Source organism: Caulobacter sp. GW821-FHT11E11, from assembly GCF_058808315.1.
Window position 1 is genome coordinate 191757 of sequence record NZ_JBXARO010000007.1, and the last position, 16623, is coordinate 208379.

At 67.7% G+C, this 16623-nt stretch carries 18 protein-coding genes; 9 read left to right on the forward strand and 9 right to left on the reverse strand.

Translation table 11 applies throughout. The features are described 5' to 3' along the window. Positions 1-127 precede the first annotated feature (127 nt). Positions 128-1426 (forward strand): outer membrane protein transport protein, encoded by a 1299-nt coding sequence (locus tag AC1RR5_RS18570; RefSeq protein ID WP_492923751.1) that lies wholly within the window; start codon positions 128-130, stop codon positions 1424-1426. Between the two features lie 58 nt (positions 1427-1484). Here the strand turns inward: AC1RR5_RS18570 and AC1RR5_RS18575 are convergent, their stop codons facing one another. From AC1RR5_RS18575 to AC1RR5_RS18585, 3 genes are read right to left on the reverse strand one after another with little or no spacing between them, the layout of a single operon-like run. Continuing rightward, a complete protein-coding gene (locus AC1RR5_RS18575) occupies positions 1485-2585 on the reverse strand; it encodes an Mrp/NBP35 family ATP-binding protein (RefSeq protein ID WP_492923753.1) in 1101 nt (366 codons plus the stop codon). A 60-nt stretch (positions 2586-2645) separates the two neighbouring features. Further along, positions 2646-3146 carry a group I truncated hemoglobin gene (locus tag AC1RR5_RS18580; protein WP_492923755.1) on the reverse strand — a complete coding sequence of 167 codons (501 nt, stop codon included), beginning with the start codon at positions 3144-3146 and terminating at the stop codon, positions 2646-2648. A 13-nt stretch (positions 3147-3159) separates the two neighbouring features. Next, positions 3160-4038: a DUF3034 family protein gene (locus AC1RR5_RS18585; protein WP_492923757.1), complete on the reverse strand. Its 879-nt coding sequence runs from the start codon at positions 4036-4038 to the stop codon at positions 3160-3162. Positions 4039-4224: 186 nt separating this feature from the next. On the opposite strand from AC1RR5_RS18585, the gene AC1RR5_RS18590 reads away from it, so the two are divergent. Together AC1RR5_RS18590 and AC1RR5_RS18595 are read left to right on the forward strand one after the other, a co-directional pair. Continuing rightward, positions 4225-4842, forward strand: coding sequence for a cupredoxin domain-containing protein (locus AC1RR5_RS18590; protein WP_492923759.1), 618 nt, complete (start codon positions 4225-4227; stop codon positions 4840-4842). 7 nt (positions 4843-4849) lie between these two features. Then, positions 4850-7201, forward strand: a complete 2352-nt coding sequence (locus AC1RR5_RS18595; protein ID WP_492923761.1) for a putative bifunctional diguanylate cyclase/phosphodiesterase — start codon at positions 4850-4852, stop codon at positions 7199-7201. Here AC1RR5_RS18595 and AC1RR5_RS18600 read toward each other — a convergent pair. From AC1RR5_RS18600 to AC1RR5_RS18610, 3 genes are read right to left on the reverse strand one after another with little or no spacing between them, the layout of a single operon-like run. Then, positions 7198-7875, reverse strand: coding sequence for an HAD family hydrolase (locus tag AC1RR5_RS18600; protein ID WP_492923763.1), 678 nt, complete (start codon positions 7873-7875; stop codon positions 7198-7200). The two genes, AC1RR5_RS18595 and AC1RR5_RS18600, sit on opposite strands and share 4 nt — an antisense overlap. Next, a complete protein-coding gene (gene serB, locus AC1RR5_RS18605; protein WP_492924111.1) occupies positions 7872-8741 on the reverse strand; it encodes a phosphoserine phosphatase SerB in 870 nt (289 codons plus the stop codon). Before serB ends, AC1RR5_RS18600 begins: the two co-directional genes overlap by 4 nt. Positions 8742-8793: 52 nt before the next feature. Beyond that, positions 8794-9201 carry a hypothetical protein gene (locus tag AC1RR5_RS18610; RefSeq protein WP_492923765.1) on the reverse strand — a complete coding sequence of 136 codons (408 nt, stop codon included), beginning with the start codon at positions 9199-9201 and terminating at the stop codon, positions 8794-8796. 25 nt (positions 9202-9226) lie between these two features. Here AC1RR5_RS18610 and miaA point away from each other — a divergent pair, with 25 nt between their 5' ends. After that, complete coding sequence (miaA, locus tag AC1RR5_RS18615) at positions 9227-10150, forward strand: tRNA (adenosine(37)-N6)-dimethylallyltransferase MiaA (RefSeq protein WP_492924113.1); 924 nt, start codon at positions 9227-9229, stop codon at positions 10148-10150. Here miaA and AC1RR5_RS18620 read toward each other — a convergent pair. Continuing rightward, on the reverse strand, positions 10137-10655 hold the full coding sequence (locus tag AC1RR5_RS18620; protein ID WP_492923767.1) for a hypothetical protein: 519 nt from the start codon (positions 10653-10655) through the stop codon (positions 10137-10139). The two genes, miaA and AC1RR5_RS18620, sit on opposite strands and share 14 nt — an antisense overlap. A 126-nt stretch (positions 10656-10781) precedes the next feature. Between AC1RR5_RS18620 and AC1RR5_RS18625 the strand changes: the two genes are divergently transcribed. Next, a complete protein-coding gene (locus AC1RR5_RS18625; protein WP_492923769.1) occupies positions 10782-11279 on the forward strand; it encodes a CinA family protein in 498 nt (165 codons plus the stop codon). On the opposite strand, the gene AC1RR5_RS18630 is transcribed toward AC1RR5_RS18625, so the two are convergent. Continuing rightward, positions 11276-12343, reverse strand: a complete 1068-nt coding sequence (locus AC1RR5_RS18630) for a serine hydrolase domain-containing protein (RefSeq protein WP_492923771.1) — start codon at positions 12341-12343, stop codon at positions 11276-11278. The two genes, AC1RR5_RS18625 and AC1RR5_RS18630, sit on opposite strands and share 4 nt — an antisense overlap. Positions 12344-12517: 174 nt before the next feature. On the opposite strand from AC1RR5_RS18630, the gene AC1RR5_RS18635 reads away from it, so the two are divergent. The 4 genes from AC1RR5_RS18635 (at position 12518) to AC1RR5_RS18650 (ending at position 15943) form a co-directional block, all read left to right on the forward strand. Further along, positions 12518-12565, forward strand: a complete 48-nt coding sequence (locus AC1RR5_RS18635; RefSeq protein WP_024265762.1) for a hypothetical protein — start codon at positions 12518-12520, stop codon at positions 12563-12565. A gap of 112 nt (positions 12566-12677) precedes the next feature. After that, positions 12678-14483, forward strand: a complete 1806-nt coding sequence (locus tag AC1RR5_RS18640) for an acetolactate synthase 3 large subunit (protein WP_492923773.1) — start codon at positions 12678-12680, stop codon at positions 14481-14483. A 50-nt stretch (positions 14484-14533) separates the two neighbouring features. After that, the gene (ilvN, locus tag AC1RR5_RS18645; protein WP_492923775.1) at positions 14534-15091 is read left to right on the forward strand and encodes an acetolactate synthase small subunit; all 558 of its coding nucleotides are present in this window, start codon (positions 14534-14536) and stop codon (positions 15089-15091) included. A 3-nt stretch (positions 15092-15094) separates the two neighbouring features. Then, positions 15095-15943 (forward strand): hypothetical protein, encoded by an 849-nt coding sequence (locus AC1RR5_RS18650; protein ID WP_492923777.1) that lies wholly within the window; start codon positions 15095-15097, stop codon positions 15941-15943. Here AC1RR5_RS18650 and AC1RR5_RS18655 read toward each other — a convergent pair. Then, positions 15921-16583 carry an aquaporin gene (locus AC1RR5_RS18655; RefSeq protein WP_492923779.1) on the reverse strand — a complete coding sequence of 221 codons (663 nt, stop codon included), beginning with the start codon at positions 16581-16583 and terminating at the stop codon, positions 15921-15923. The two genes, AC1RR5_RS18650 and AC1RR5_RS18655, sit on opposite strands and share 23 nt — an antisense overlap. Positions 16584-16623: the final 40 nt, after the last annotated feature.

The window sequence follows — 16623 nt, forward strand, 5'->3', positions numbered from 1 at the left end:
ACTGACAAAATTGCTGTTCAGGACAATTTATAGCAACGCTATTTGAACAGATACGTTAAACGCGGCGCTCCTCGAGCGTCACCTGACGTTCGGCGGGCCTCTTCCTCCCCAAGAAGGTCGCTGTAAAATGTCTCTCTCGCGTAACAGCCTCGCCGCCGGCGTCGCTCTGCTGGCGCTCGTCGCCGCCACCCAGGCCTCGGCTTCGGCCTTCTACCTCCAGGAACAGTCGGTGCGCGGCACCGGTCGCGCCTATTCGGGCGAAGTCGCCGACAAGGGCGTCGGCAGCCTGTGGTGGAACCCCGCCTCGATCGCCGGCATCGAAAAGAGCGAAGCCGTCTTCGGCCTGAACATGATCCAGGTGAACTCCAAGGTCACCAACAACGGCTCGACGATCACCCGCCCGGTGCCGCCGGCCGGCGTGACCACCCCGATCGGCGGCGCGGGCATCGCCTACGACCCGATCAATGACGGCGTCGTGCCGAACGGCGGCGTCGCCTTCAAGATCAACGACAAGCTGTCGCTGGGCATCAATGTCGCCGCGCCGTACAACTTCACGACCGAGTACAACGCCGACAGCTGGACCCGCTATGACGCGCTGAAGTCGCACCTGCGGACCATCAATGTCGACGGCGTCGTGGCCTACCGCGTCAACGACATGATCGACCTGGGCGTGGGCGTCACCGCCCTGTACGCCGACGCCGAGCTGACCAACGCCCTGCCCAACATCTCGCCGCTGCAGGCCGATGGTTCGCAGTCGCTGAAGGGCGACGGCTGGGCCTATGGCTACACGGTCGGCGCGCAGGTCCACCCGTCCAAGAGCCTGACGATCGGCGCCAGCTATCGCAGCAAGATCGACCAGAAGCTTGACGGCACGGTGAAGGTCGCCGGCCTGCTGGCCCCGATCCCGGCCGCCAACAACTTCACCGCCGACGGCCAGGCCAAGATCACCCTGCCCTGGATCGCCAACCTGGGCGCCCGCTGGGCCGTGAACGATGCGTGGACCCTGAACGCGTCGGTCAGCCGCGTGGGCTGGGGCGAGTTCGACGCCATCCGCGTCACCTTCCCGGGCGGCGGCTCGACCAGCGCCCAGAACTACAAGGACGTGACGACCTACGCCGCCGGCGTCGACTACCAGGCCTCGCCGCGCTTGACCCTCCGGGCCGGCGTCCAGTTCGACCCGACCCCGACCCCGGACGTCGGCCGCACCGCCCGCGTGCCGGACGGCGACCGCATGATGTACGCCGCCGGCGCCACCTGGGTCGCGACCGACAACATCAAGCTGGACGCCGCGATCAGCTACATCAGCTTCGACGACACCACGATCACCCGTGACGACGTGACGGCGACCAGCTCGACCGTCCGCCTGCGCGGCGACGTGACGGGCTCGGCCGTCGTGCTGTCGCTGGGCTCGCGCTTCAGCTTCTAAGGCTGAGCGAAAGCTGAAACGAGAAGCCCGCCTGGAGCGATCCGGGCGGGCTTTTTGCTTAGTGGCTGACGCTCTTCCAGAGGGTCTTGGCCGCCTCGACGAACACTTGGGCCGCCTGGCCCTTGGGCTCGGAGATCACGGCGGGAACGCCTTGGTCGCCGCCGACGCGGACGGCGATCTCGATGGGCACGCGGCCCAAGAGCGGCGTCTTCAGGCGCTCGGCCTCAGCGACGCCGCCGCCTTCGCCGAAGATCGGGATCGGGGCGCCGGTCGAAGGATCGGCGAAGAAGGCCATGTTCTCGATCAGACCCAGGATCGGCGTCGCAGTCTTCTCGAACATCGCCGCGGCGCGGCGGGCGTCGATCAGGGCGATCTCCTGGGGCGTGGTGACCAGCACGACGCCGTCGATGCGCAGCTTCTGCACCAGGGTCAGCTGGACGTCGCCGGTGCCGGGCGGCAGGTCGACGACCAGCACGTCCAGCGGCGCCGCCTCCGAGCCCCAAGCCACGTCGTGGATCATCTGGCGGACGGCCGACGAGGCCATCGGCCCACGCCAGATCATCGCCTTGCCCTCGTCGACGATGAAGCCGATCGACATCAGCCTGACGCCATGGGCTTCCAGCGGCTGGAGCTTATTGTCCTCGAACAGCGGATCGCCATCGACGCCCATCATCTTGGGGGCCGAGGGGCCGTAGATGTCGGCGTCCAGCAGGCCGACGCGCAAGCCCATCTTGGCGAACGCCACTGCCAGATTGGTCGAGACCGTGGACTTGCCCACCCCGCCCTTGCCCGAGGCCACGGCGATGACGTGGCGGACGTGGGCGGGCTTCTCGGCTTCCGGCGGCGGGACCATCTTGGCCTGAGGGTCCTCGGTGACCTTGGCGCCCTTGCGCACTCGGGTCGCGCCCTCGGCGGCCTGGGCGGTCAGCACGACCTGGGCCTGCTCGACGCCGGGCAAAGCGGCCAGGGCCTTCTCGGCGGCGTCGCGGATCGGGGCGTAGGACGCGGCCTGGCTGGCCGGCACTTCCAGCATGAAGCCGGCGCGGCCGTTGCGGACCACCAGGCCCTGCACCAGGCCGGCGGCGACCAGCCCCTGCCCGCTCGCCGGGTCGACGATGCGGTCCAGCGCCACGCGGGCGTCGTCTAGGGTTGCGGTCACGGGGAGGCCTCCAGTCAGGAGGGCCTCATATCCGCGCGACCGCCAGTCATTTCAAGCGCCTTAGCGCTCGACGATGTCCTTCTGCTGCGGGGCCAGCTTGGCCAGCAGCTTGTTCTGGGCCGCGAACGGGACCTTCTCCTGGTCCATGGCGAACTGCAGGTTCTCGATCAGGGCGTTCATGTCGCGATTGGTCGTGCCCTGGTCCTTGTGCGAGCTCTTCATGTCCTTGCCGGTGTAGTCGCAGCCGCCGCCCAGGATGTAGCAGAACTGCTCCTTCAGGGTCCGCTTCAGGCGCACCTTATCGGCGGCGGCGAAGAAGTCCTTGATCCGGGGATCGGCGAAGTTGCGCTCGACCATGGTCTCGACGATGCGGTCGATGCCTTCCTTGCCGTGGAAGGCCTCGAACACCTTGGCATCCGTCATCGGCGTCGCGCCGGCATTGGCGTTCGACTGCTTGTAGGCGTCGACCGGCTTCTCGCCGGGCGGCGTGGCGTCCTGAGCGAAGGCCGAGCCGGTGATGGCCAGAGCCGCAACGGCGGCGAGGACGAAGGTCTTTTTCATCGTTTCAGTCCCCTTAGAAGCCGGCTTGCAGCGACAGGTAGAACCCGCGCTGGTTCTTGAAGGTGGCGATGTCGCCCAGGTCCACATAGGCCCCAGTCACCGACAGATGCTTGTTCACGGCATAGGCGACGAACAGGTCCTTCCAGTCGTCTTCCTTGGCGAAGCCCAGGTTGCTGGGCTTGGTGCGGTACTCGGCCCCAACCACCAGGCGCTTGCTGAGCAGGTAACCGGCCGAGCCTTCGAACTGCGGCTTGTAGCTGTCGTTCTGGTCGCCGCCGAAGCCCAGCAGGCCCGACTGGTTGGCCTTGGTCAGGCGCACCGTGCCGTTCAGCACCAGCGACTGGTTCAGCAGCAGCTTCGTGGCGGCCACGTAGAAGTCGACGCCGCTGTCCTTCTTGGCGCCGACGGCGCGGACGATGGCGTCCTGATTATTGTCCTTGTACTGGGCCCCGACGCTGACCTGCGGGACCCAAGTGTCCTGAGTGTAGACGGCGTCGCCCAGCACCCGGACCTTGGCGCCCAGCACCGTCTGCTTGAAGGTGAAACCCTTGCCCAGGCCGAGTTTCGCGCCCGTCGCGCCGGTGTCGAACTCCTGGCGGGCGGCCGACAGCTCGATGCGGTCATGCCAGCCGACGGCGGCGCCATAGGTGCGCAGGCTGTAGTCCTTGACGTCGACATAGGTCCCGTGGACCTCGCCGCCAACGCCGTGATTGGTGTCGTTGCCGGCGATCACGGCCCAGGTCGAAAGACCCCCGCCCGCGCTGCCCTCGACGGTGCTGACACCGTGGGTCAGCAACAGCTTGCCGCCAGTCTCGATCTCGCCAGCTTGGGCGCCAGACGCGCAAACGGCCAGCAGGGTCGCGGCGATCGCCGCGCTCGAAAGTCGCTTCATAGCCCCCTCCACAGAGAGCCGGCGACAAGCCCCACTCGAGCGCCGACGATCGGGACCGTGACCGCGAAGCTTTTACAGAGGGTTTCCAAGTAAATGCCCGATACCCGGAATAGTGTCGCACCCCGTGTCGCACCCCTAGCTACACGTTAACGAGCATTTCATCCCGTAAGCGCTAGAAAAGGCCTCATGAAGCGCCTCGTTCTACTTCTGATGGCCATGCTTTGGGCTGGACCAGCCCTGGCGGGTGATTTCACCGTCACGGTGCGCGGCGCCGATGGCAAGCCCGTGCCCGACGCCGTAGTCATGGTCTATCCTAACGGCCAGCCGACGAAGGGGCCGATCAAGTTCCCCTGGCCCTATCGCGTGGCCCAGCAGAACATCCAGTTCACGCCGTTCATGCTGATCGTTCCGGTCGGCGCGGACGTGGCCTTCCCGAACCTCGATAAGGTGCGCCACCACGTCTACTCGTTCTCGGCCGGCAACAAGTTCGAGATCAAGCTGTACGGCCACGAAGAGAACCGCACCGCCAGGATGAGCACGGTCGGCGTCGCGGCGATCGGCTGCAACATCCACGACCAGATGGTCGGCTTCATCCGCGTGGTCGACACCCAGTACGCCGGCAAGACCGACGCCAACGGCGTGGTCACGATCCAGGATGTCCCGGCCGGCGCCATCAAGGCCAGCGTCTGGCACCCGTACATGCGGGCCATGAAGAACGAGAAGACCCTGTCGACCACCAGCCTGCCCGGCGGCGCGGCACGCGAGCAGGTGTCGGTCGAGCTGCGCGCCCCGGCGGGACACTGATCCGCCGATGTTCCAGCGCCTCCAGACCAAGCTGACCGTCCTTTATGCCGGGCTGTTCGCCCTGGCGCTGAGCGTCGTGGCGGTGACGGTCTACGTGGCGATCGCCAGCAACGCCCAGCGGGCGGTGCGCGAGGAAATGGCCGCGTCGGGCACGGTGTTCGACCGCATCTGGGCCCTGCGCACCCAGCGCCTGCATGACGGGGCCGAGCTTCTGTCGCGCGACTTCGGCTTCCGCGCCGCCGTCGCCACCCACGACCGCCCGACCGTGGAGTCGGCGGTCGCCAACCTGCGCCAGCGCCTGGGCCTCGATGTGGCCTTCACCGTCGGCGTCGACGGCGAGGTGGTGGGCCTGGATCCGGCCCGCCTGGACCTCGAAAAGCTGTGGAGCGCGCTGGACGCCGAGGACGGCGCGCAAGGCGTCTTCGCCATCGACGGCAAGCCCTATCAGCTGATCTCGGCCCCCATCCTGTCGCCCACCCTGACCGGCTGGATCGTCTTCGCCGCCAAGCTGGACGAGCCCGAGATGCAGGCCCTGGAGACACTGTCGGCCATCGGCCTGGACGCCCAGGTCTTCGACCAGCGCGGCGACCAGTGGGTCTCGGCCGACACCGGCCCCGTCAACGAGCCGCTGACCGCCTTCGTCGCCAAGGCCATGCACGACAAGCTGCGCGCCCCGGCCCTGCTGCGCGGCGGCGCCGACACCCTGGTGCTGGTCAAGCCGATCCGCGCCCTGGACAAGACCTCCGGCGCGGCCCTGGTGCTGCGTTATCCCGTGGCCCAGGCCATGGCGCCCTATCGTCCTCTGATGGCCGCCGTGATCATGGTCGGCCTGATCGGCGCGGCCCTGGTGGCCGCCGCCAGCTGGGCCCTGTCGCGCGGCCTGACCAAGCCGATCGTCGCCCTGGACATCGCCGCCAGCCGCCTGCGCGATGGCCAGGACGTCAGCGTCGAGGTGACCACCCAGGACGAGATCGGGCGCCTTGCCCAAAGCTTCAATCAGATGGCCTCCGAGATCCGCGAGCGCGAGGCGGACATGATCCGCCAGGCGCTGCACGACGGCGAAACCGGCCTACCCAACCGCCGCGCCCTGGAACGCGCCATCCAGATGCGCCTGGCAGAACTTGAGCCGGGACAGCAGGTGGTGATCAGCGCCATCGGCTTCGACCGCTTCCCGCAGGTGCGCGCCGCCATCGGCTACGAGCTGGCCACAGAACTGGTGGCCAAGCTGGGCCAGCGGATCATGGAATACGCGCCGAACGCCTTGGTCGGTCGCCTGACGACATCCATTCTTTGCGTCGTCACGGCCTCCAACAGCCTGGACGACCTGCTGGCCCGCGCCGACGACGCCCTGGCCGTGATGGAAGCTCCGATCCAGGTCGGCGGCGAACCGGTGGACGTGCACATCACCCACGGCCTGGCGGCGACCGCGATCGATGAACTGGACGCCGGCCGCCTGATCGAACGCGCTCTGATCGCCCTGGACCAGGCCCGCGCCGCCCACAGGAAGTTGATGGCTTTCGACCCCGTCGCCTACGGCGACCCGGCCGCGAACCTCTCTCTGATGAGCGAAATGCTGGAGGCCGTCCGCAAGGGTGAGCTCTATCTGAACCATCAACCCAAGCTGGACCTTCGCACCGGCCAGATCACCGGCGTCGAGGCCCTGGCCCGCTGGAACCACCCGACCCGCGGCTTCATCCGCCCCGACCTGTTCGTCGGCATGGCGGAGGAAACCGGCCACATCCGCGCCCTGACCGACTATGTCCTGGCCCAGGCCATCGAGGACCAGTCCCGTCTGCGCAGCGCCGGCCACGACGTACTGATGTCGGTGAACATCTCGGGCCGCCTGGTCGACGACCACGCCTTCGCCGAATACGCCATCGCCCAGGTCACCGCCGCCGGCGCGCGCCTGTGCTTCGAGATCACCGAGACCGCCGTGATCGGCAATCCCGACGTCGCCCTGTCGGTGCTGGACCGCCTGGCCGAGGCCGGCATCCCGGTATCGATCGACGACTATGGCTCGGGCCTGTCATCCCTGGCCTATCTGAAACAGATCCGCGCCGACGAGCTGAAGATCGACAAGGCCTTCGTCATGACCCTGGAGGCCGGCGGCAAGGACGCCCTGCTGGTCAAATCCACGGTCGACCTGGCCCACAGCCTGGGCATGAAGGTCACCGCCGAGGGCGTCGAGACCCGTGAGGGCTTGGCGGTCCTGCAACTGATGGGCTGCGACCTGGCCCAGGGCTATCACATCGCCAAGCCGATGGGCCTGGACAAGCTGGTCGACTTCCTCGGCGAATGGTCGATCGACCTGCCGGCCCCGAAAGAGACGCGGCAGGACGAAGCCCGCAAGAGCGCCTAAGCGGCCTCTTCCACCGACACCTTCAGCAGGTCCAGCACGTGGTGCAGACTGTCGGCGATGTGGACGCACTTGTCGTGCATCTCTTCATTCGGATCGAGGATGTCGGGCACCATCACCGTCATCATGCCGGCCGCGTGGGCGGCGCGCACGCCGGGGTGGCTGTCTTCCAACGCCAGGCAGTGGGCCGGGTCGACGCCCAGGCGTTCAGCGGCCAGCAGGTAGGGATCCGGGTTCGGCTTGTGCTTGGTCACGTCGCTGTGGGCGACCACCGCGTTGAAGCGGTGCAGCAGGTCGAAGCGCCCCAGATACTTCTCGACCGCGACCATGCCGTTCGAGGTGGCGATGCCGCGCGGCAGGCCCAGATCATCCAGATAGTCGAGGATCTCGATGACCCCGGCCTTCAGCTTGGTCTCGGCCGCCAGCAGGTCCTCGACGTCGGACCAGACCCGCTCGAAATAGGCCTGGACCGGGAATTCCTCACCGTACAGCTCGCGCAGCATGACCCCGCACTCCGGCGTGGTCTTGCCCACCATCGAGGCATAGGTCTCGCCGGTGAACTGAACCCCGAAGACGGCGCCGGCCTCGATCATGGCGGCGCGATAGACGATCTCGGTGTCCAGCAGCAGGCCGTCCATGTCGAAGACGACGGCGTCTACCCGGCGGGGAAAGCTCACTTATAAAACTCCTCGGTCGTGTAGCCCTGGAAGTAGAGCAAGGTCGTCAGGTCGGTGTGATCGACCTTGGCGTGGGCCTGGGCGGCCACGATCGGCTTGGCGCGATAGGCGACGCCCAGGCCGGCGGCCTCGATCATCGCCAGGTCGTTGGCGCCGTCGCCCACGGCCAGGGCGTCGGCCGGGGTCACGCCCAGGTCCGCCGTCTCTTCGTTGAGCGCGGCCAGCTTGGCTTCCTTGCCCAGGATCGGATCACCGACCTGGCCGGTCAGGACGCCGTCCAGCTCGATCAGGGTGTTGGCGCGATTCAGGTGGAAGCCCGCCGCCTGCGCCACCCGGCTGGTGAAGAAGGTGAAACCGCCCGAGACCAGGGCGCAGCGCGCGCCGTGCTTGGCCATGGTGCGGACCAGGGTCTCGGCGCCCGGGTTCAACCGGACCCGCTGGTCGTAGCAGCGCTGCAGCGCCTCGACGCCCAGGCCCTTCAGCATGCCGACCCGCTCGCGCAGGGCGCCCTCGAAGGCCAGTTCGCCACGCATGGCGCGCTCGGTGATCTCCGAGACCTGCTCCTTGACCCCGGCGAAATCGGCCAGCTCGTCCAGGCACTCGACGTTGATGATCGTCGAGTCCATGTCGGCGATCAGCAGGCGCTTGCGCCGGTTCTCAGCGGACTGGACCGCGAAGTCGACCGGCAGATCGGCGACGGCGATCACGACTGCCGCCTTGATCGCCGCGACCTCGCCCTCGACCAACAAGTCGATCGCACCCTCGCCCAGCGCCGTCTCAACGGCTTGCGGGAAGGCTTCCACAGCGGCGGCGCGCGCCGTCTTCAGAGCGAAAGGATCGGACGAGACGAGCGTAATGGCCAGCATGGCGTGGCGGCTATTGGACACCGGCCGCCGCGTCAACCCCGAGCGGCAGACTTTAAGAAGCGGGTGTCGCCATGACCGTCGCACAGCGGTTGAACAGCGCCATCGTCGCCCGTCGCCCCTCGCCGCTCTTGATGTCCTTCACGCCTTCGAAACGTTGGGCAAGGAAGGCGACCGACCGCCGATGCGTGTCGGACGGGCTGACGCCCTGGGCGGCAGCCTCGGCGAAGGCGGCGTTGTAGGTCACCGTCGCATTTGCCGCCACCATCCGCATCATCGCCATGCCGCCCTCGCGATTTGGGCCCCCGAAGCGCTGCCCCAGCGCTGGAATGACCTTCACGACCTCATCGAACGACACGAACATCATCCCGCAGCCCAGCCGCTCGTCCAGGGTCGCGGGCGGCGGGAGGGACACGGAGGTCTGAGCCATGGCCGGCGCCGCGATCAGGGCCGCGATCGTCATCGAGATGGCGCCAAGGCCGCGTTTCATGGAATGTCCGTTCATTCGTATCTCCCACCGTGAGCTCGACCAGAGATTGTCCACGCAGATCACACTGATCGCCGGCCCGACGGCAAGCGGTAAATCGGCCTACGCCCTGCGTATGGCCGAGGAGACCGGCGGCGAGATCGTCAATGCCGACTCCATGCAGATCTATGCCGGCCTGCGTGTCCTGACCGCCGGCCCTTCTCCCGAAGAGACCACCCGCGCGCCGCATCACCTGTTCGAAGTGGTCGACGCCGCCGTCGGCTGGTCGGTCGGCCGCTGGCAGGAGGCTGCCATCAAGGTGCTGGCTGAGATCGAGTCGCGCGGCAATCCGGCCATCATCGTCGGCGGCACCGGCCTCTATTTCCGCGCCCTGACCCACGGCCTGGCCGACGTGCCGCCGGTGCCCGACACCCAGCGCGAGATCTCCGGCCTGCTCTATGCCGCCCGGGGCGAGGAGGAATTCCGCGAGATCCTCAAGCCCCTAGACCCCGAGGCCGAGGCCCGCATCGAGAGCGGCGACCGCCAGCGCCTGGTCCGCGCCCACGCCGTGGCCATCGCCACCGGCAAGTCGCTGACGTCCTGGCAGACCGACACCAAGCCGGCGCTCGCCCCTGGAAGCTGGAAGGGCGTGGTGCTGGATCCGCCGCGCGCCGACCTCTACGCCCGCTGCGACGCGCGGCTGTCGGTGATGGTCGAGCACGGCGCGCTGGACGAGGTGGCGGCCATGGAGGCGCGAGGCCTGGATCCTGCCCTGCCCGCCCTAAAGGCCGTCGGCTATCGCGAATTCGCCGCCCACCTGCGCGGCGAGACCACCCTTGACCAGGCCCTGGACGCCGCCCGGCAGGAAACCCGCCGCTACGCCAAGCGCCAACTGACCTGGTTCCGCAACCAGACGCCGGACTGGGAGAAGGTCAGCGTTCCGTGATCGTCACGCCGGTGCGGACCAGGCGCGGCTTTACAGCCAGTTGGTAGTCCTCGTCGAACATCTGGTCCTTGAGGCGGTCGAGGGTGGCGATCACCCGATCCTCGGCGGCCGTTACCGGCTTGGCGAAGACTTCGCAGGCTGTTCCGGCGGGCAGGTCGGTCTGGCCGTTGTCGATGGCCTGCAGCGGCTTGGTCGCACCCTCCTCGCAGCCGAGGAAACCACTGATCGAGTAAAAGCAGAGGTCGCGTTGCAGGTACGACTCGACGGTCCAGGCGCACGGGATGGCCGACACGGTCACGCCTTCCGGCACGGCCGGAACCGCGCCCGGCTTGGCGATCGTGCGCAAGAAGATTTGGTAGCGCACCACCACGCTCTCGGTCCGGCCGGCCTTGGCCAGGGTCAGCGACTTGGCCTTCTGTGAGACCGGCGCCAAGCGCTGCAAGGTCGGCGGCTGAGGTGGCGCCGGCGCGGTCGCGGCGGGCGGCGGGGCGGCTTGCAGCAGCACGAGGATCTCCGAGGTTGAGCTTGGCCATGATGAGCACGCCCGCTCAATCTTGGCGATAGCTGTCGATCACGCCTGTTTGCACGCCCGCGCCTTGGCCCTATGGAGGGGCAACACCAAGGAAGCCCGATGTCCGACCTCAACGCCCTCGCCGAACGTGTCGCCGCCGCCTTGACCGCCCGGGGCGAGACCGTCGCCATCGCCGAGTCCTCGGCCGGCGGCCTGATCTCGGCGGCGCTGCTGGCCGTGCCAGGGGCGTCGAAGTTCTATGTCGGCGGGGCGGTCGTCTACACGGCGCGGGCCCGCCTGACGCTGATGGACATTCCGCAGAAGGCCATGGACGGCTTGCGGTCGGCCAGCGAGCCCTATGCCGTGATGCTGGCCCGCGTGGCCCGCAAGAACCTGAAGGCGACCTGGGGCCTGTCGGAGACCGGCGCGGCCGGGCCGGACGGCAACCGCTATGGCGACGCGCCCGGCCACTGCTGCTCGGCCGTGGTCGGCGAAGAGGTCTCGGTCAGCGCCACGCTGGAGACCGGCGGCGACCAACGCCCCGCCAACATGCAAGCCTTCGCCGCCTTTGCGCTGGAGCAACTGGCCCAGACGCTGGAAGCCCAGCCCGCCGCCTAGACCGTCCCGAACAGGCTGTAGGCGAACTCGTCCATCGCCTTCTGGGTGATGCCGGTATTGTTCAGCAGCACGACGGTGGTCTGGTCGTCGAAGCGGTGGCCCAGCACCGAACGGTAGCCGGCCGCCCTGCCCGTCTCCCAGGCGAACACGCGCGGCATGCCGTCGGCGAACAGGCTCTTCACCCGGCCGCCCAGCGCATAGTCCTGGTCGGGCCAACCCACGGTCAGCAGCTGCTTCTTGCGGTCCGGCGGCAGGAACCCGCCGTCGAAGATCGCGTGCGCGGCCTTCAGCAGATCGCCCGCCGTGCTGGCGTAACCCCCGCTGGCCGCGAAGAACGGGAAGCGCTCGTTGGTCTGCCGAACCAGCGGCTCCAGCGTGCGGTACGAGGCGGCGATGTTGGGCGGATCGACCGGCGTGGTGCGAGTCAGGCCAAGCGGCCCGGTGACCAGCTCGGTCATCGCCTCCGCATAGGCCTTGCCCGTCACCGCCTCGATGATCGCGGTGATGATCACCCAATTGGTCAGGACGTAATCGAACTTCGTCCCCGGCTCGAAGGCGAGATCCCCCGAGCACCACAGCTTCACCGCTTCGGCGGTCGTGAAGCTCTTCTTGAACAGATCCGGATCCGGATTGGCCTTGGTCCAGGTCGCGAAACCGTTCGGCACGCCGCTGATGTTGGTCATCAGGTGGCGCAGCTTGACCTTCGCCCCGGTGTCGGCGCGGTAATCGGGCAGATAGGTCGAGATCGGCGCGTCCAGATCGAGCTTGCCGGCCTGGACCAGCTTCAGGATCGCCGTCGAGGTCAGCCACTTGGAGATCGAGGCGATCACATAGGGCGTGTCCAGCGTGGCGGGCGTCTTGGCCTCGATGTCGGCGAACCCGACCGTCCGTGAGTAGATCGGCTTGCCGGTCTTGCCGATCAGCACCACGCCCTGGAACGGCTGCAGCTTGAGGAAAGCGTCGACCGCCTTGTCCGCCGCGCGGCCGGACAGCACCGTCGCCGATGCGTTTTCGACAAGACCTAGGGCGGCCGCTCCGGCCAAGAATTCACGCCGTCCGAACACTCTCACGCTCCTTGATTTCAGGCGCGCGACCGTGGCGGGGAAAACCTGCCCCTGTCACGTGAATCTCCGGTAAGGTCACACCGCCCAGAAAAGGCACATCCTTGCGGCAAAGCGCGCCTTGACGCTCCAGCTGGCGCATGTCATGACCCATTCCGTAGCTTTGGAGCAAGACTCGTGCGCAAAACCATGATCGTACTTATGGAGCGGCCGTTCGCGGGGTGACCTTGAAGTCACGTCGTAGCTCGGTCGCGCGCGCAAAGGTCCTTCGGGACCTTTTTTCTTTTCCGCCTACCACCAGTCCAGCTTTCCGCCCTTCCCCATCCGGATCCGTCCCATGACCGCCCATCAGACCATCGAGAGCCAAGCTCCCGCAGACACCGCCGATCGCGCCATGACCGGCGCCGAGATCGTGGTTCGCGGCCTCGTGGACCAGGGGGTCGAGGTCCTGTTCGGCTATCCGGGCGGCGCGGTCCTGCCGATCTATGACGCGCTGTTCCACGAGCCGCGCCTGCAGCACATCCTGGTTCGCCACGAGCAGGGCGCGACCCACGCCGCCGAAGGCTACGCCCGCAGCTCGGGCAAGCCGGGCGTCGTCCTGGTCACCTCGGGTCCGGGCGCGACCAACGCCATCACCGGCATCATGGACGCCCTGATGGACTCGATCCCGATGGTCGTCATCACCGGCCAGGTCCCGACCCACCTGATCGGCACCGACGCCTTCCAGGAAGCCGACACCGTCGGCATGACCCGCTCGTGCACCAAGCACAACTACCTGGTCAAAGACGTCCGCGACCTGCCGCAGATCATCCACGAGGCCTTCAAGATCGCCACCACCGGCCGTCCGGGTCCGGTGCTGATCGACATCCCCAAGGACGTCCAGTTCGCCAAGGGCGAATATTACGGCCCGACGGAAGTCGCCTCGACCCACGCCTATGCGCCCAAGACCAAGGGCGACGCCAACCGCATCGCCGACGCGGCCAAGCTGATCGCCGGCGCCCGCCGCCCGATCTTCTACACCGGTGGCGGCGTCATCAACGCCGGCCCCAAGGCCAGCGAAGCGCTGCGGGAATTCCAGGCCCTGACAGGCGCGCCGGTGACCTCGACCCTGATGGGCCTGGGCGCCTTCCCGGCGGCCGATCCGGCGTGGCTGGGCATGCTGGGCATGCACGGCACGTTCGAAGCCAACAACGCCATGCACGACTGCGACGTGATGATCTGCGTCGGCGCCCGCTTCGACGACCGCGTCACCGGCCGCCTGGACGCCTTCTCGCCGGGCAGCAAGAAGATCCACATCGATATCGACGCCTCGTCGATCAACAAGAACGTCCGCGTCGACCTGCCGATCGTCGGCGACGCCGGTAGCGTCCTGGAAGACCTGATCGCCGCCTGGAAGGCCGGCGGGCATCAGCCGAACAAGGCCGCCCTGACCGACTGGTGGGCCCAGATCGACCAGTGGCGCGCCCGCCAGTGCCTGAACTACCGGCGCTCCGAGACGGTCATCAAGCCGCAGTACGCCGTCGAGCGCCTGTATGAACTGACCAAGGGCAAGGACGTCTACATCACGACGGAAGTCGGCCAGCACCAGATGTGGGCGGCGCAGTTCTTCCGCTTCGAGGATCCCAATCGCTGGATGACCTCGGGCGGCCTGGGCACCATGGGCTACGGCCTGCCCGCCGCCATCGGTGTACAGATGGCCCATCCGGGGGCGCTTGTCGTCGACATCGCCGGCGAAGCCTCGATCCAGATGTGCATCCAGGAGCTGTCGACCGCGATCCAGTTCGACCTGCCGGTCAAGATCTTCATCCTGAACAACGAGTGGATGGGCATGGTCCGCCAATGGCAGCAGCTGCTGCACGGCGAGCGCTACAGCCACTCCTATTCCGACAGCCTGCCCGACTTCGTGAAGCTGGCCGAGGCCTATGGCGCCGTCGGCATCCGCTGCTCGGACCCGGCCGAACTGGACGGCAAGATCCTGGAGATGATCAACAGCGACAAGGTCGTGGTCTTCGACTGCCGCGTCGAGAAGCATGAAAACTGCCTGCCGATGATCCCCTCGGGCAAGGCCCACAACGAGATGATCATGGGCGAGGTCGAGGACATCGGGAATGTGATCGGGGCCGAGGGCGCGGGGTTGGTGTAAGGCGCGCCACGCCCTCGCCCTTCCCTATCCTTTTGGCATAGAAGCGATCCATGACCGCCAACGTCCAACCTGCTCCCGCCTCGGCCTACGACCTTAGCCCCACCGGGCAGGTCGAGCAGACCGCCACCTTCGCCCTGCTCGTCGACAACGAGCCCGGCGTGCTGCATCGCGTGGTCGGCCTGTTCGCCGCGCGGGGCTACAACATCGAGAGCCTCACGGTCGCCGAGACCGATCGCAAGGCCCACACCAGCCGCATCACCGTGGTGACCCGCGGCACGCGTCAGGTGCTGGAGCAGATCGAGGCCCAGCTGAACAAGGTGGTCAACGTCCGCCGCGTGCACGACGTGACCCGCGACCCGAACGGCGTCGAGCGCGAGCTGGCCCTGGTCAAGGTGCGCGGCTCGGGCGTCGATCGCGTCGAGGCCCTGCGCATCGCAGAGATCTTCCGCGCCAAGCCGGTCGACACCACGCTGGAAAGCTTCGTGTTCGAGATCTCGGGCGCGCCGTCCAAGATCGACAAGTTCCTGGACCTGATGCGCCCGCTAGGCCTGGTGGAACTTTCCCGCACGGGCGTCCTTTCCATCGAGCGGGGCGTCGAAGGGATGTAAGCGATGAGCGGCCTGACCGGACTAATCGCAGGGCTCCTGGCCCTCGCCGCCGTCCAGCAAGGCCCGCCGCCCGCGCCCTTTCCTGATCCGGCGACCTGGTGGTCGCCGGACGTTCCGCGCCCGCCGTCGGAACTCGAACCGCTGTACAATCGCCGCCTCGGCCGCGACGAGCGGCCCATCCCGATCGACAACGGCGTCGAGCCCCTGCTCTACCGCCTGTGGGGCCTACCGCCGCTGCAGAGCCAGGTGCTCAAGCGCGGCGAGCTAATCCTGGAGGTCTGGGCCCGGCCCGCGCGCGGCGTGCGCCAGGCCGTGGTCCGCGTCACCCTTCGCCGCGACGGCCGCGCCTTCGTCCAGGCGCGCGCGGGCCTGGGTTGCTGCACGCCCGAGATCGGCCGGCGGGTCGACATCAACGCCGAGCTCGCCGACATCCAGATCGCGCCGTTGAAAGCCTTGTCCGGCGATCCGGCCTGGGGCCAACCGCGCTCGGTCATCGTCGACTATGGCGGCGGCGCGGTGTCGGCCCTGTGCGTCGATGGCGTCTCGTGGGACGTGACCCTGCTGGTCCCCGGGCAGGCGCGCCACCTGCGCCGCGCCTGCGACGACGCTGAGGTGGGCTCGATCGCGCCGATCCTGGCGGCCGCCGTAGGCGCCGCGGCCGGCCGTGATCCGCGCTTCGACGCCGTGCTGCCTCGGGGCGCGGACTTCTCGCGACAAGCGGATGCCTACCGGTCGCTGATCGGGTCGGGCGGCCGATTGATCCCGGGCGAGAGCAACCGGCCGCAGCCGCCGGCGGTTCCGATCCCGCCGGACGAACCGCCCGAGAGCGTCAGCCCACCTTCAGGATCTTGAAGCGATAAAGCAGCGCGCCGAGGATCGCGCCGATCGCCGGGGCCACGAAGAACAGCCACAGCTGCGCCAGGGCCTGACCGCCGACCAGCACCGCGGGCCCAAAGCTGCGGGCCGGATTGACCGAGACGCCCGTCACCTGGATGCCGACGATGTGGATCACCGCCAGGGCGATGCCGATGCCAAGGCCGGCAAAGCCGGGCGCGGCGTCAGCGCCGGTGGCGCCCAGGATGACGATGACGAACAGCGCCGTCATCACGATCTCGAACACCAGGGCGGCGTGCAGCGAATAGGCGCCCAGATAGCCGGGACCCCAGCCGTTCTGGCCGAGGCCATGGGCGGTCCCGCCGGCGATGCAGGCCAGCACGGCCGCGCCGGCCAGGGCGCCGGCGAACTGGGCGACCCAGTAGAGCCCCATCTCCTTGGCGCTCATCCGGCCGGCCACGAACGCCGCCAGGCTGACGGCCGGATTGACGTGGCAGCCCGAGACCGGACCGATCCCATAGGCCAGAGCGATGATCGCGAAACCAAAGGCCAGGGCGGTGCCCAATTGGCCGACATGGTCTCCGCCAAGAACCGCCGCGCCGCAGCCGAATAGAACCAGAGCAAAGGTCCCGATGAATTCAGCAACAATCTTTGACATTTTGCGTCCTCCCCGACTGAACTTGAGCAAGTTCACCTTA

Bases quoted from the DNA above. Each gene is read 5' to 3' on its own strand.
- AC1RR5_RS18570 (WP_492923751.1), top strand. From the start codon at position 128: ATGTCTCTCTCGCGTAACAGCCTCGCCGCCGGCGTCGCTCTGCTGGCG.
- AC1RR5_RS18580 (WP_492923755.1), bottom strand. From the start codon at position 3,146: ATGAAAAAGACCTTCGTCCTCGCCGCCGTTGCGGCTCTGGCCATCACC.
- AC1RR5_RS18585 (WP_492923757.1), bottom strand. From the start codon at position 4,038: ATGAAGCGACTTTCGAGCGCGGCGATCGCCGCGACCCTGCTGGCCGTT.
- AC1RR5_RS18590 (WP_492923759.1), top strand. From the start codon at position 4,225: ATGAAGCGCCTCGTTCTACTTCTGATGGCCATGCTTTGGGCTGGACCA.
- AC1RR5_RS18595 (WP_492923761.1), top strand. From the start codon at position 4,850: ATGTTCCAGCGCCTCCAGACCAAGCTGACCGTCCTTTATGCCGGGCTG.
- serB (WP_492924111.1), bottom strand. From the start codon at position 8,741: ATGCTGGCCATTACGCTCGTCTCGTCCGATCCTTTCGCTCTGAAGACG.
- AC1RR5_RS18610 (WP_492923765.1), bottom strand. From the start codon at position 9,201: ATGACGATCGCGGCCCTGATCGCGGCGCCGGCCATGGCTCAGACCTCC.
- miaA (WP_492924113.1), top strand. From the start codon at position 9,227: ATGGAATGTCCGTTCATTCGTATCTCCCACCGTGAGCTCGACCAGAGA.
- AC1RR5_RS18625 (WP_492923769.1), top strand. From the start codon at position 10,782: ATGTCCGACCTCAACGCCCTCGCCGAACGTGTCGCCGCCGCCTTGACC.
- AC1RR5_RS18640 (WP_492923773.1), top strand. From the start codon at position 12,678: ATGACCGCCCATCAGACCATCGAGAGCCAAGCTCCCGCAGACACCGCC.
- ilvN (WP_492923775.1), top strand. From the start codon at position 14,534: ATGACCGCCAACGTCCAACCTGCTCCCGCCTCGGCCTACGACCTTAGC.
- AC1RR5_RS18650 (WP_492923777.1), top strand. From the start codon at position 15,095: ATGAGCGGCCTGACCGGACTAATCGCAGGGCTCCTGGCCCTCGCCGCC.
- AC1RR5_RS18655 (WP_492923779.1), bottom strand. From the start codon at position 16,583: ATGTCAAAGATTGTTGCTGAATTCATCGGGACCTTTGCTCTGGTTCTA.